This window comes from Streptosporangiales bacterium (assembly GCA_009379825.1).
Classification (GTDB): domain Bacteria; phylum Actinomycetota; class Actinomycetes; order Streptosporangiales; family WHST01; genus WHST01.
Genome location: WHTA01000024.1, coordinates 12,960 through 26,217 on the forward strand (window position 1 = coordinate 12,960; position 13,258 = coordinate 26,217).

13 protein-coding genes are annotated in these 13,258 nt (G+C 72.0%); 1 reads left to right on the forward strand and 12 read right to left on the reverse strand.

Translation table 11 applies throughout. The features are described 5' to 3' along the window. Nucleotides 1-134 precede the first annotated feature (134 nt). The gene (locus GEV07_13970; protein MQA03771.1) at nucleotides 135-1,604 is read left to right on the forward strand and encodes a hypothetical protein; all 1,470 of its coding nucleotides are present in this window, start codon (nucleotides 135-137) and stop codon (nucleotides 1,602-1,604) included. 72 nt (nucleotides 1,605-1,676) lie between these two features. Here the strand turns inward: GEV07_13970 and mftF are convergent, their stop codons facing one another. The 12 genes from mftF to GEV07_14030 all read right to left on the reverse strand — a co-directional run bounded on the left by mftF (nucleotide 1,677) and on the right by GEV07_14030 (nucleotide 13,242). Beyond that, on the reverse strand, nucleotides 1,677-3,035 hold the full coding sequence (gene mftF, locus GEV07_13975; GenBank protein ID MQA03772.1) for a mycofactocin system glycosyltransferase: 1,359 nt from the start codon (nucleotides 3,033-3,035) through the stop codon (nucleotides 1,677-1,679). Then, nucleotides 3,032-3,868, reverse strand: a complete 837-nt coding sequence (locus GEV07_13980) for an SDR family mycofactocin-dependent oxidoreductase (protein ID MQA03773.1) — start codon at nucleotides 3,866-3,868, stop codon at nucleotides 3,032-3,034. The genes mftF and GEV07_13980 overlap by 4 nt, the downstream gene beginning before the upstream one ends. Next, the gene (locus GEV07_13985; GenBank protein MQA03774.1) at nucleotides 3,865-4,785 is read right to left on the reverse strand and encodes a putative mycofactocin-associated electron transfer flavoprotein; all 921 of its coding nucleotides are present in this window, start codon (nucleotides 4,783-4,785) and stop codon (nucleotides 3,865-3,867) included. Before GEV07_13985 ends, GEV07_13980 begins: the two co-directional genes overlap by 4 nt. Next, nucleotides 4,745-5,041 carry a ferredoxin gene (locus GEV07_13990; protein ID MQA03775.1) on the reverse strand — a complete coding sequence of 99 codons (297 nt, stop codon included), beginning with the start codon at nucleotides 5,039-5,041 and terminating at the stop codon, nucleotides 4,745-4,747. Before GEV07_13990 ends, GEV07_13985 begins: the two co-directional genes overlap by 41 nt. Then, nucleotides 5,038-6,345 (reverse strand): FAD-dependent oxidoreductase, encoded by a 1,308-nt coding sequence (locus GEV07_13995; GenBank protein ID MQA03776.1) that lies wholly within the window; start codon nucleotides 6,343-6,345, stop codon nucleotides 5,038-5,040. Before GEV07_13995 ends, GEV07_13990 begins: the two co-directional genes overlap by 4 nt. Then, the gene (locus tag GEV07_14000) at nucleotides 6,338-7,345 is read right to left on the reverse strand and encodes an electron transfer flavoprotein subunit alpha/FixB family protein (GenBank protein ID MQA03777.1); all 1,008 of its coding nucleotides are present in this window, start codon (nucleotides 7,343-7,345) and stop codon (nucleotides 6,338-6,340) included. Before GEV07_14000 ends, GEV07_13995 begins: the two co-directional genes overlap by 8 nt. After that, nucleotides 7,342-9,306 (reverse strand): mycofactocin system FadH/OYE family oxidoreductase 2, encoded by a 1,965-nt coding sequence (locus GEV07_14005; protein MQA03778.1) that lies wholly within the window; start codon nucleotides 9,304-9,306, stop codon nucleotides 7,342-7,344. The genes GEV07_14000 and GEV07_14005 overlap by 4 nt, the downstream gene beginning before the upstream one ends. Next, nucleotides 9,303-9,614, reverse strand: coding sequence for an antibiotic biosynthesis monooxygenase (locus tag GEV07_14010; GenBank protein MQA03779.1), 312 nt, complete (start codon nucleotides 9,612-9,614; stop codon nucleotides 9,303-9,305). The genes GEV07_14005 and GEV07_14010 overlap by 4 nt, the downstream gene beginning before the upstream one ends. A gap of 18 nt (nucleotides 9,615-9,632) precedes the next feature. Then, entirely contained in the window at nucleotides 9,633-10,550 is a 918-nt protein-coding gene (locus tag GEV07_14015; GenBank protein MQA03780.1) for a VWA domain-containing protein, read from the reverse strand. A gap of 69 nt (nucleotides 10,551-10,619) precedes the next feature. Beyond that, nucleotides 10,620-11,567, reverse strand: a complete 948-nt coding sequence (locus GEV07_14020; protein MQA03781.1) for an AAA domain-containing protein — start codon at nucleotides 11,565-11,567, stop codon at nucleotides 10,620-10,622. 16 nt (nucleotides 11,568-11,583) lie between these two features. Next, nucleotides 11,584-12,399, reverse strand: coding sequence for a mycofactocin-coupled SDR family oxidoreductase (locus tag GEV07_14025; GenBank protein ID MQA03782.1), 816 nt, complete (start codon nucleotides 12,397-12,399; stop codon nucleotides 11,584-11,586). A 12-nt stretch (nucleotides 12,400-12,411) separates the two neighbouring features. Next, nucleotides 12,412-13,242, reverse strand: a complete 831-nt coding sequence (locus GEV07_14030; GenBank protein ID MQA03783.1) for a mycofactocin-coupled SDR family oxidoreductase — start codon at nucleotides 13,240-13,242, stop codon at nucleotides 12,412-12,414. Nucleotides 13,243-13,258: the final 16 nt, after the last annotated feature.

Here is a 13,258-nt window from a genome sequence, read left to right on the forward strand (position 1 = left end):
AGGCGAGGATGGCTGTCGTGCCGGATGATCAGCAGCAGGAGCCCCCGCCAGCCGACGCGGAGAGCGCCGCGGGCGTTGCGGACCCCGACACCGGCGCGGCCACGCAGCCACCGGACACCACGCCAGGGCGATGGCTGAACCAGCCGGAAGCCATCGCTGCCGCGGTGCTGTCGTCGGCGGCGGTGCTGGTCGCGGAGCTCACCTCCGTACGGTTGGCGGCACCCTACGTCGGCATGACGTTCGAGACCTACACCTCGTCGATCGGCGTCGCGCTGGCGGCGATCGCGCTCGGGGCCAACCGTGGCGGCCGCGCCGCCGACACCCACCGGCCCGTACGGTTGATCGGACCGCTGCTGCTCGTCGGCGGCGTGCTCATGCTGGTGGCGCGGCCGATCGTGTTGGCGCTCGGTCCTCAGGTACGCGGCACCGGTCCACTCGGTGGCGTGACCTTGATCGTGGCGGCCGCGGCCGTGCCGATCGCCGTGCTCGCGGCGATCCCGCCGATCGCCGTCAAGACCCAGCTGCGGCGGCTGGACCGCAGCGGCAGCATCGTCGGCAGGTTCAGTGCCCTCGGCACGATCGGCGGGCTCGTCGGTACGTTCCTGACCGGGTTCGTGCTCCTCGCCACGCTGCCGGTGTCGTGGGTGCTCGGCGCCACCGGCATCGCGTTGCTGCTCGCCGGCCTGTGGTACACGGTGCGGCTGGCCAGCCTGGCCCGGTGGGCCGGCATCGGCGTCGTGCTCACGCTCGTGGCCGGCGGTGGTCTCGTGCTGCTGCCAGGCACCTGCGACCACGAGACCGCGTACTACTGCGCGCGCGTCGAGCCGGATCCTGGCCGCGACGGCGGGCGGGTGCTGTATCTCGACGACCTGACGCATTCCTACGTGGATCTCGACGACCCGAAGTTCCTCGCGTTCGCCTACACCCAGTGGTTTGCCGCGGCCATCGACGCGCACCAGCCCACCGGGCCGGTGCGGGCGCTGCACATCGGCGGCGGCGGCTTCACCATGCCGCGCTGGCTCGCCGCGACCCACCCGGGCTCGTACAGCAAGGTCTTCGAGGTCGATCCCGTCGTGCTCGAACTGGGTCGCGAGCAGCTCGGGCTGCGTACCGGCCCTCGCCTGCAGGTGCGTACCGACGACGCCCGGACGTCCATCATGCGGGAGCGGACCGGCTCGTACGACATCGTGGTCGGTGACGCGTTCGGCGACGTCAGCGTGCCGTGGCACCTGACCACGCGCGAGTTCGCCACGGACGTCGAACGGGTACTCGGCCCGGACGGTCTGTACATGGTCAACGTGATCGACAACCCGCCGCTGGATTTCCTGGCCGCCGAGATCGCCACGTTGCGCGCGGTCTTCCCTTCGGTCACGGTGATCAGCACCGGGCGAGGCGTCAACGGCGCCGAGGGCGGGAACTTCGTCATCCTGGCCGGCGACCGGGTGCCGACCGCCGATGCCATCGAGCGGGCCGCCGACCGACACGAGTACCCGCTCACCGTGGCCACCCAGCCACAGGTCGGCTCGCTCGCCCGCAACGCCCGGATGCTGACGGACGACTACGCGCCCGTGGATCAACTGCTCACGCCGTACCGCTACGCGTAGCATGGCCACAGCGGGAAGGTGGTCGCCTGGTGCTGGGTGTTCATGACCGCCACGCCTATCAGATGTGGCAGGTCACGGCGTCGCGCCGGGGTGTCCCCGCGTCACCAGCGGCCGCACCGGGGCAAAGGTGTGTTCCCGTGCACAGCCGCGCCAGACGCCCAATCCGTACGCGAGGCGGTCGGTCGCTTCGCGCGGCGGGACGCTGCCGGCGAGCAGCAGGCCGAGAGCCGCCGCCCGTTGCTGTCGTCGCGGGAGTGTCGCCAGCGCCAGCAACAGCGGCAGGTACAGCTGCACACCCGCGCGGGCGGTGCCGAGGAACGACTGCTGGACGGCCCTCCCGCCGACCCGGAGCCCGAAGCGCCACGGCACTCCGTGTTTGCTGAGTCTGGCGGCCACCCAGCCGGTCGTCACCGCCCCGGCCAGCGTGGCGGCGGCCGGCCGGCCGAGCAGCGCGAGTCCCACGGCGACGGCGGTGGCCGGATGCAACACGAGCGGCGCCAACCGTCCCGGGTGCCGGCGGCTCAACGGCGCCGCCGAGGTGCCGTAACGGAACCGCCGCACCAGTGCCGTCCGGCGACTTTCCGGCTCGGCATGCCTTACCCGCACCGTCGGGTCGTAGAGCACCCGGCCGCCGGCATCGATCAGCCGCCAGACCAGGTCGACGTCCTCGCCGTAGCGCAGCTGTTCGTCGAAGCCGCCGCCGAGCGCGGCACGACGCACCAACAGTGCCGCGGTCGGCAGGTAGCTGACCCGCCCCATCGGTGCGACGACGGCGGCGTGCGGACCCATGTCGAGCGGGGACGGCACTAAGTCTCCGTCGACGTCGTGCCGCGAGCAGCCGACGACCCGCGGCGCGCACGCCGTGACCATGTGGTCGGCGAAGTGCCCGGCGAGCTCGGCCAACCAGGTCGGCGCGACGATGCAGTCGCTGTCCACGAACGCGACCAGCTCGGTGTCGACGCCGGGCAGCGCCGTGTTCCGCGCCGCGGCTGGACCCCCAGGCACGGCGCGGCGCACGACGCGTGCTCCGAACCGCGCGCAGGCCGAAGCGATCGGCGCCGGGTCGGGTGACGCGTCGTCGACGACGATCACCGGGTGCGCGGTGCCGACACTGGCGAGACAGCGCGCCAGGTCGTCGTGCTGTTCGCGCACGGGTATCACTACGGTCACAGAAGGCCGCGCCGCCGGCGGCCGCGGATGCGCGAGCCCCGCGTCCACCAGCCGGCGCGCGAGCAGGCCGGTCGCCCGGTCGGTGACCGTGCCACGGGTCAACGCGGTGAGTGCGCGCCGGCCGGCGGTCGTCAGCTTCAGCACCCGCGACGGGTGCCCGCCCCACAACACGGTGCCGCCGTGGAAGAACCGCACCCCCGGGTCGAAGGTGACCCCGAACCCGACGGGCAACGGTACGTGGCTCGGTTCTGCCGCACTCACAACGCGAGCCCGCCGTCCACCGGCACGACGGCGCCGGTGACGCCGCTGCTCCGCGCGCTCGCCAACCACGCGACCATGGCGGCGACCTCCGCTGGGTCGAGCAGCCGCGCCATCGGTTGCTGGCCGGCGAACTCCGCCGCCGAGACCAGGTCGTAGAGACGTGCGCTCTCGTCGAGTATCGGGGTACGGGTGGACCCGGGGCTCACCGCGTTCGCCGTCACCCCGGTGTCACCCAGCTCGGCGGCCAGCGCACGCACCAGTCCGGCCACGCCCGCCTTCGCCGCGCAGTACGCGGCGAGCATCGGCAGTCCGCGGGTCGCCGCGGCCGATGCCACGGCGATGAACCGTCCCCGGCGCGGCGACGGTCGGCGCAGCAGGGCGGGAATCCCCACCCGCGCTAACGCGAGCACACCACCGAGGTCGACATCGAGCACCGCCTGTTCCTGCGCCCGCGGCATCTCCCACAACGGGACCCCGCCTGCGATCACCCCGGCCGCCGCCACGACGGCCTCGACACCGCCGAAGGTGCTCTCCGCGGTGTCGACGGCGGCGGCGAGTGCGTCCAGGTCGCGCACGTCGGCCTGCACTGTGGCCACCCTGGCCGGGTCGGCACAGTCGCGCACGTCGGCCTGCACTGTGGCCACCCTGGCCGGGTCGGCACAGTCGCGCACGACGGCAGCCATCTCGTCAGGCGTCGCCATCGGGTACGGCAGTGCCGGGTCGTCGGCGAGCCGGTCCACCGCCACCACCGACCAGCCGTCGGCCACCAGGGCGTGCACGACGGCCGCCCCGATGCCCCGCGCGGCGCCGGTCACGACGGCTGTACCGGTCATTCGCGGCTGTCCTCCTGCGGTAGGTAACCGCCACGATCGAGGAATTCGAGGAACGCGTCAACGGCCGTCGCCGCGTCGGTCGGCCCGACGACGGTCGGCGGCTCGTGCGTGGCGAGCGCACCGGTGAGGTGCAGCACCCGGGCGCGCGGCGAGTCGCCCGCCGGCGGTCGCGCCACCTGCGTGCGCGGCCGCAGCGGGCGCGGCCGGCCGAGCCGCAGCCTCTCGTCTGGGGCCTCGCCGGAGGTTGCGCGGTACACCGGCACGGTCGCGTCCGCGGCGGCCAAGATGGCCGCCAGCGATGCGCGTCGCAGGCGTTCGCCGCCCTCGACGGAACACACCGCAGGGCGGGGAATCCGCACGATCTCACGACGCCCGCCGTCGAGCCTGCGCTCGCCCTGCAACCGGTCACCGTCGACCGCCAGCCGCACGAGTCCGAGCGCCTGCGCAGCGTCCAGCTCGTGCGCCAGGAACGCGGGCAGCGCACCGGTGCCGCGATCATCGGAACGGTCGCCGCACACCACCAACGCCGGCTGACCGACCGTGCCCACGCCGGCGACGATCGCCTGCGCGAGCGCACGCTCGTCGCCGGCGATGTCGCGTACGTAGCTGCCAGAGGTCTCCACCCGCAGGACCTCGGCGCCGACGGCCGCGGCCTGCCGCAGTGTGTCTTCCGCCGCGGGCGTGCCGGCAGCGACCGCGAGCACCCGGCCGGACCACGCCGCAGCGATCCGCAGCGCGTGCTCGAGCGCGCCCCAGTCCGCGGCCGACGCGGTGGCAGTGCGCGGCGCACGCGTCACCGCCGCCGTCAGCGGATCCACCTCGGGACGCTGGTCGGCGTGCCGCAGGCACGCCACCACGAGCGGCGTCAGCGGAGCATCAGCCACGTCGGAACACCACGCCCTGGCCACCGTCGGGATACGTCCACGTGATCGCCCCCTCGCTGTTGCACACCTGGTAGCAGGTCCCGCACTCGAAGCACTCCTCGTAGTTGAACAGGATGCCACCGTCGGCCGTGGGTGCGAACAGGTTCGCGGGACACGCCACCACGCAGTCCTTCGTGGTGCACGACCGGCAGATGTCGGAGTCGACGGTGATGTGGGCGCGCTCGCCGACCCGGAACTCCACCGTCGCCATCCGGTCCTCGAACGACAGCTGCGACCAGCGCTCGTTCATCGGAACACCCTCGCCGCGCGCAGCGCGTCCGCGGCCAGCTCGCGCATGGTGACACCGTGCTTCTTCGCCGCCCGGCGCAACAGCCTGAGCATCCCCGGCTTCGGGGTCGGGTTCGTCACGGTGAACATCCCCTCCACCAGGTCGCCGACGAGTCCCGGATAGCGCTGCTGCATCCGCCGCGACAACACGAGGCGCGGCGCACCGCGCAGCCGCTTGTGATCGACCAGCACGAAGGTGCCCTTCAGCTGCCTGGTGTACGCGGACAACGCACGGCTCGACACGTCGCCGGACGCCACGGCCTGCGCGGCGGTACGCCCGGCGGCGAGCCCGGAGCCGATCGCGAAGTTCACGCCCTCCAGCCACAGCCCGGCGGCGAGCGTCATGCCCGCGGCGTCGCCGGCCACAAGCAGACCGTCGTGCTGCAACCGCGGCATCGCGTCGTAGCCGCCCTCGGGGATCAGGTGCGCGCTGTACTCCTTGACCGTCGCGCCCCGCAGGTACGGCGCAACGGACGGGTGCGCCTTGAGGTCGGCGAGGATCGCCTCCGGCCGGGTGCGCGCCTGCACCAGGCCGTCGAGCGAGAGCACGAGGCCGATGCTCACCGTGTCGCTGTTGGTGTAGAGGAAACCGCCGCCTGGCACGCCGTTGGTGCACCCGAGCATCTCGATGTCCAGCCCCTCGTGCCGCTGCAGCCCGAACCGCTCGTCGATGCGTTCAGGCGGCAGCCCGAGCACCTCCTTGACGCCGAGGGTGTGCGTGGACGAGTCGGCCGGCGGCAACAGCCCGGCCTCCTTGGCGAGGAACGAGTTCACGCCGTCGCAGGCGATCACCACCCTCGCCCTGAGGTCGCCGTCCGGGCGGTCGGTCCGCACACCGACCACGCGCCCCGTCTCGTCGCGCAGCAGGCCGGTGGCCACCGTCGAGGTGACCAGCCGGGCACCCGCCTCGACGGCCTTCTCCGCGAGCCAGGCGTCGAAGTTCGCGCGGTACGTGGTCATGCCGTTGTACGGCGCAGCGCCCCACGCCTCGCTGCGGAAGTCCACGGCCATCGACTGCGTGGGCGTGAGCACCATGGTGGAGCGGCGCACGACCCAGCGCTCCACCGGCGCTTCCTCCCACCACCGCGGGATCACGTCGTCGAGCACCCGGGCGTACACCACGCCGCCGTAGACGTTCTTCGACCCGGGGAACGGCCCGCGTTCCAGCAACACGACGCTGCGCCCGGCGCGGGCCAGTTGCAGTGCTGCCGCCGAACCGGCGGGGCCGGCGCCGACGACGACGGCATCGACCGTTTCGTCAACCATGCTCCACCTCCGCAGGCACCGCGACGCCGAGCCGGCGGGCCAGCTCCACCAGGAACGCCCTGGCATCGGTGACCAGACCCAGGTCGGCCATCGCGGTCATCGGACACGAGGGGTCGGTGTTCACGCTCACCACGCGCTGCGGCTCCACGATCCCGCCGACGTGCTGGCTGGCGCCGGAGATGCCCAGCGCCACGTACAGGTCAGGGTGCACGGTCACGCCGGTGGTGCCGATCTGCCTGGCGTAGTCCATCCACCCGGCGTCAGTGACCACCCGGGTGGCACCCGCCGACGCGCCGAGCGCCGCCGCGACCTCGGCAAGCAGCCGGTACGCCGCACGGGCCGCCTCGTCGCTGCTGCCGGCCGCGGTCAGCCCGGCACCCGCGGCGAGCACCCGGGTCGCGTCACCGAGGTCCATCGTCGCCGGGTCGGGGTCGACCACACGGACGACCTCGACGTCGCCGTCATCCGCCGGCGCCGCCGTGTCGAGCGGCACGGGTGCGGGCGCGTCGCCGGTCTCCTCCACTGCACGCACGCCAGGTACGAGGGTTGCCACCGCGGCGCCGGCAACCGCTGCCGGCACCTGCCACCGGTCGTCCAGCCGGGACAGCTGCGCGCGCACCGTATGTGTCGCGGCGTCGTAGTCGACCTGCACGGCGTTGGCGAGCAACGGGCGGTCCAACCACGCCGCCAGCCGCGGCGCGAGGTCCCTGCCGTCAGGCGACGCGGGGAACACCACCAGCGGCACGTCCCTTACGGCGTCGGCGAGCGACGCGGCCACCGCCCGCACCCGCAGCCCGGATCCGGTCTCCCGCCACCACACCTGGCGCGCGGTACGCAGTTGCTTGGCCGCGTCCGCGGCGCCGTCGCCGACCACGACGGCGGCACCACCGGCCTCCGCGACCGCCTCGTCCGCGCCGACCGGAGGTGAACCGTCGCGAGCGTACACGACGGCTACCGCGCCGCCTGGCGCGGTCACCGTCGGCCGGTCGGCAGCTGTCACAGCCGTACCGCCACCCGTTGACCTTCGACGACGGCCGCGTGCGCGCGCCGCGGCGTCAGGCAGTCGCCGACGCGGTGCACGGGGAAGTCCGCGTCGCGCATTGCCTGCCACAGCTCGTCCGCCGGCTGCTGGTGCCCGGCGACCACCACCCAGTCGCAGTCGCGTGTGCGGTCGGTGCCCGTCGGGTGGTGCTGCAGTGTCAGCGTCACACCGCCGTCGGCGTGCGCTGCGACGCCCATCGGCACCAGGTCGGTGGCCTGCCGGATGCCGAGCCGGTGCGCCTTCATGTTCCAGGTCTCGAGGTCCAAGGTGATGCCGAGGTCCTGGCCGACCACCATGCCGCTGGTGACGACCTCCACCCGGCAGCCGCGGTCGGCGAGCAGCTCGGCCACCGAGGTCGCCTGGTGGAAGCCGAGCTCGTCGATCACCACGACCGTGCCCTGCGGCGCCTGCCGGCCCTCCAGCACGTCGCGTACGTCCACGACGCGTTCGTTGCCCTGCGCCCACCACGGTTCGGCGGGACGCGCACCGGTTGCAAGCACCAGTGCATCCGGGCGTTCGGCGCGCAGGAAGTCGGCGTCCACCTCGTGGGTGGTCTGCACGTCCACACGCACTTCCCGGGCCGCGGCGATCAGGTTGCGCACGATGTCGAGGAACTCGGCGCGGCTCGGCACGCTCGCCGCCACCTGCACCTGCCCGCCGAGCCGATCGTGCCGTTCGAACAGCGTGACGTGGTGGCCGCGCTCGGCGGCCGTGACCGCTGCCTGCAGGCCGCCAGGGCCGCCGCCGACCACGTACACTCGCAGTCCGCGGCGCCGCGGCGCCGGCAGTGGTACGGCTTCCCTTCCGGTACGCGGGTTCTCGATACAGCCGAGCCAGCGGTTCAGCCCCATCCGGCCTACGCACTCCTGGTTGCACGACAGGCAGGTGCGGATCTGCGTCGCGTGGCCGGACCGTGCCTTCGCGGCGAACTCGGCGTCGGCGATCTGCCCGCGCACCACACCGACCAGGTCGCACTCCCCTGCGGCAAGCGCGCGTTCGGCCTGCAACGGGTCCTTGAACCGGCCGACGCCGACGACCGGCAGGTCGACGGCCGCGCGGATGGCGCTCGGGATGTACATCGCGTACCCCGGCGGCACCTGCATGCTCGCCTCGATCATGTAGAGCGTGGCCGTCGCGACGCCGATCGAGGTGTTGATGTAGTCGACCGCTCCTGTCGCCTCGACCATCCGCGCGACCTGGACGGCCTCGTCGATCGTGGTGCCGCCGTCGATCAGCTCGTCACCGCACAACCGCACGCCGAGCGCGCGGTCGCTGCCGATCGCCTCGCGTACCGCCTCGACGAGCTGCAGCAGCAAGCGCGCGCGGTTCGGCAGCGAACCGCCGTAGTGGTCGGTGCGCTCGTTGGTCGCAGGCGAGAGGAAACCGCGCACGATGGAGGAATGCGAGCACTGCAGCTCGACGCCGTCGAAACCCCCGGCGATGCAGTGCCCGGCCACCCGCGCGTAGCCGGCGACGATCTCCGCGATCTCGTGTTCTTCCACGGCCTTCGGCACTTCACGGAACAGCGGGTCGGGCACCGGGCTCGGCGCCCACACCGGCAGCCGGGAGTACATGCTGGACGCCTGGCCGCCGTTGTGGTTGAGCTGCGCGAGGATGGGCACGCCGTGCGCGTGCACGGCGCCGGTGATCCGTCGGTAGCCGGGCACAACCGCGGGATCGAAGCCGTGGATGAGCTTCTCGTACGGCCAGTCTGTGGGGTGCGTCGAGTGCTCCTCGGTGACGATCAAGCCGGCACCGCCGGCGGCGCGCGCGGCGTAGTAGGCCGCGTGCTGCTCGCTCGGTCGCCCCTCCGTCGCGTAGTTCGTCAGGTGCGCGGAGAACACGACCCGGTTCTGCACCGTCAGCGGACCGATCCGCAGCGGCGAGAACAGATGTCGGTACCTGCCGGTCGCACTCATCCGACCACGACGCCCTTGCCTGGGTCGCCGAGCGGCACCGGCGACATGATCACCACGTCCGCCTGCCGCTCGGTCCTGCCGTTCAGCCCCGCGTTCAGCTCAACGATGGTGGGACCGTCCAGGTGCGCCTGCAACGCGTCGCCTGACGTCCACTGCTCCACCAACACCAGCCGGTCGTCGGCCTCGTGCAACGCGTACAGCTCGCAGCCGTCCTCCTCGTGCACCTTCGGTACGACGGCACGGAACACGTCGACGACCGCCTGCCGGTGCTCCGCCTTCGGCCAGATCGTCGCCACTACGGTCGGCATCTCCGCCACCTCCACTCGTCAGTCACCGAACATCTCGCCCAACGCCGGCGCGACGTCGCGGTGGGTGCGTACCCGGAACACACGGCCGCGGCCGGCAGCCGCCAGCTCCCTGCCGAGCTCGACGTCGTGCTCCCCCGCGACGTCGAGCAGCACGTCCAACCGCGGCACCCGGCCGGCGAGCGGCCGCGGGTCAGGCCCGGCGTTGTGCACGCAGTCGGACAGCAGCACCACCCGTGCGTCCCTCGCCGGTACCCGCGCGAGCTGCCTGGCCGCCGTCTGCAACGGGAACGCGACGTTGGTCAACCCCTTCGCCGGTATCCGCAACAGTGCGTCGAGCAGAGCGAGCGGCTCGAACCGGTGGCCGAGCTCCAACAGCACGGCGGCGTCGGACCAGAACGCGATCACCGCGACGTCGTCCCTGCGCAGGTCCGCGCTCAACGCGCCGACCGTCGCCGCGGCCGTACGCACCCGCTCGCCGCGCATCGAGCCGGAGACGTCTACGGCGAGCACCACACTGCGCCTGGTACGGCCCCGCTCGCGCACCACGATGTCCTCGTCGTCGGGCACCGGCCGCTTGGTGAGCACCTCGAGCGTACGGTCCAGGTCCACGTCGTCCGACCCACCGCGGTACCTGACGCTCGCCAGCTCACCGCTGCCGCGGCGCGCGCCCGGATCGCGGCGCGGCCGACGTACGGCGAGACGGGCGGCGATCTGCCGCGCGCGTGCCCGCACCGCGGGGTCGGGCCCCTGCCCCTCCGCGGGCAACGGGACCAGCTCCGCGCTCTCCTCGGTGAAACCGGCCGCCGTGCCGCCGCCGTCGCGCGGCTGCCTGGCGGACCGGTCACCTTTGCCGGTCAGCACCAGGCCACCACGGCCGGTCCTGGCCTGCTGGAAGAGCATCGGTTCCTCCGTCAGCTGTTTCGGTTTCCTGCGCAACGGCCGCGCTGCGTGCGCCTGCCGGGGCGGCCCCTGCCGCTGCACCGGCGAATCGGCGGCGACGGCTCTTCACCCCGGCGCCGCCATCGCCGGCCGCAGCACGAACTGGTCCTCCCAGATCTGCCGCAGCACCTGTTCCGGTGTCACCTCCGCCGCCTCGTCCAGGTGGATACGACCGCTCAACGCGACCACCATGGCATCGAAGACCAGCTCCGGGTAGCGCTCGTCGTCGCACCCGGCGAGGCCGGCGAGTCCAGCGAGCTGCTGCGCGACGAGCACCAGGTCGATCGCCCCGCGCACGCTGCTGCCCTGCCGTACGTCCTCGTGGGTACGCGTCGCCCTGGTGACCGCGACCGCGTCGGCCACCAGCCGGTCGCCGAGCGGATGCGGTCCCGCCCCGCCGTCGACCGCGCGCAGCGTGACGATGCCGCGTTCTGCCTCGTCGTCCTGGTAGTCCACGGACAGCCGGCACAGCCGGTCGTGCACGCTCGTGGACAGCCGCGTGGTGCCGATGTTGTCGTACGGGTTCATCGACGCGATCACCCGGAACGTCGGCGCCGCAGCGATCGCGCCGACCCGCGGCACCACGATCTCTCGGTCGGCCATCGCCGTGAGCAACGTGTTCACGGTGTCTTCCGGCGCACGGTTGAACTCCTCGATGTAGAGGAAGCCGCCCTGCCGCATGGCCGCGACCAGTGGCCCCTCGACGAAGTTCTCCGCACTGTAGTCCTCGCGCAGAACCCGCGCGGGGTTGTGGTGGCCGACGAGCTTGGCGGGGGTGAGGTCGGCGTTGCCCTCCACGAACATCAGTGGGATGCCCCAGTCGGACGTGATCGCCTTGAGCATGGTGGTCTTGCTGGTGCCGGGCGGTCCCTCCAACACGATGTCGCGCCCGGCCGCAACCGCGGCGAGCACCAGATCCAGCTCACGCCGCCTGCCGACCAACTGCCTGCCCACCCGCTCGCGTACCTCCGCGAGCGAACCTGCCCGCACGAGCCCGTCAGCCCCTTCGCGCATGGCGCCTCCTACTTGATCACTTCTTGTTCGTGAAGCCGGCGTCGACCGGGACCGTGATGCCGGTGACGTACCTGGCGTCGTTGGAGACCAGCCAGACGATCGCGTTGGAGATGTCGACCGGCTCCACCATGTCGACCGGCAACGCGTTCGCCATCGCCTTCGACAGCGCAGGGTCGGACTCGATGAACGCACCGATCGCGTCGTTGAGCACCATCGGCGTACTCACACCGGTCGGGTGCACGGTGTTCACTCTTATGCTGTACTGCGCGAGGTAGTTCGCGTACGACCGCATGAGTCCCACCACGCCGTGCTTCGCGGCCGTGTAGCCGAGGCCGCCGGGTGTGTTCCCGCCGATGCCGTTGAGTCCCGCGGTCGAGCTGGTCAGCACGATCGCACCACCGGCACCGCGCTCGATCATCGACGGGACAGCCACCTGCACCGTTTGGTACACGCCGGTGAGGTTGACGTCCACGACGTCCTGCCACTCCGCTTCCTGCGGATCGAGCGACAACGGCGCGATGCCCGCGTTGGCCAGCACGATGTCGACCGGACCGAGCTCCGCGACACCGGCGTCGAACACGGCCTGCAACGCGCCACGGTCGCGTACGTCGGCTTCGCGGGCGACGATCCGCCGGTCCAGTGCCTCGACCTGTTTCGCCGTGTCCGCCAGGTCGTCCGGCGTGGACATCGGATACGGCACGGTGTCGATCTGCCCGCAAATGTCGACACCGATGATGTCCGCGCCCTCTTCCGCCAGCCGCACCGCATGACTGCGGCCCTGCCCCCGCGCCGCCCCCGTGATGAAAGCAACCTTGCCGTCAAGCTTGCCCATGGTGGTGCCTCCTCACTTGATCACGCAGCCGGCGTCGACGGGCAGCGCCACTCCGGTGATGTAGCGCGCCTCGTCGGATGCCAGGAACAGCAACGCGTTGCTGATGTCGCGGGCCTCGACCCACTTGACCGGCAGCGCGTTGAGCGTCATGAACGCCTCGACGGCGTCGTCGACCGTCGGCGACTCCAGGTCGGGCCGGAAGAGCCGGTAGGTGGGCTCGTTCAGGATCATCTCGGTGCCCACCGTCGTCGGGCAGATCGCGTTCACCCGGATCGACTTGGGCGCGAGTTCCAGCGCGAGTGTCTTCATCAGGCCGATCAGGCCATGCTTGGCGGACGTGTAGTGCGCGACGTTCGGGTGCGCCATCAGGCCCGCCGCCGAACTCGTGATGACGATCGAACCGCCGTTGTCGCCTGCGACCAGGTGCGGCGTCGCAGCCTTGCAGGCGTGCCACACCCCGGTCAGGTTGATGTCGATCATGTCCTGCCAGGTCTGCTCGGCGAGCTCGTCGGCCGGCCCCAGCGAGTTGATCCCGGCGTTCGCGGACACGATGTCCAACCGGCCGAGCTGCGCTACGCCGTCGTCGACGGCGGCCTGCAGCGCCCCGAAGTCGCGTACGTCGGCCTGGGTGGCGATGATGCGCCGGTCGAGCGCCTCGACCTCTTTCACCGTCTGTGCCAGGTCGTCTGGCGTGGACATCGCGTACGGCACCGAGTCGACCTGCGCACAGATGTCGACCGCGATGATGTCCGCGCCCTCTTCCGCCAGCCGCACCGCATGACTACGGCCCTGCCCCCGCGCCGCCCCCGTGATGAACGCAACCTTTCCTTCTACACGCCCCATTGCGTGCTCCTCTCGA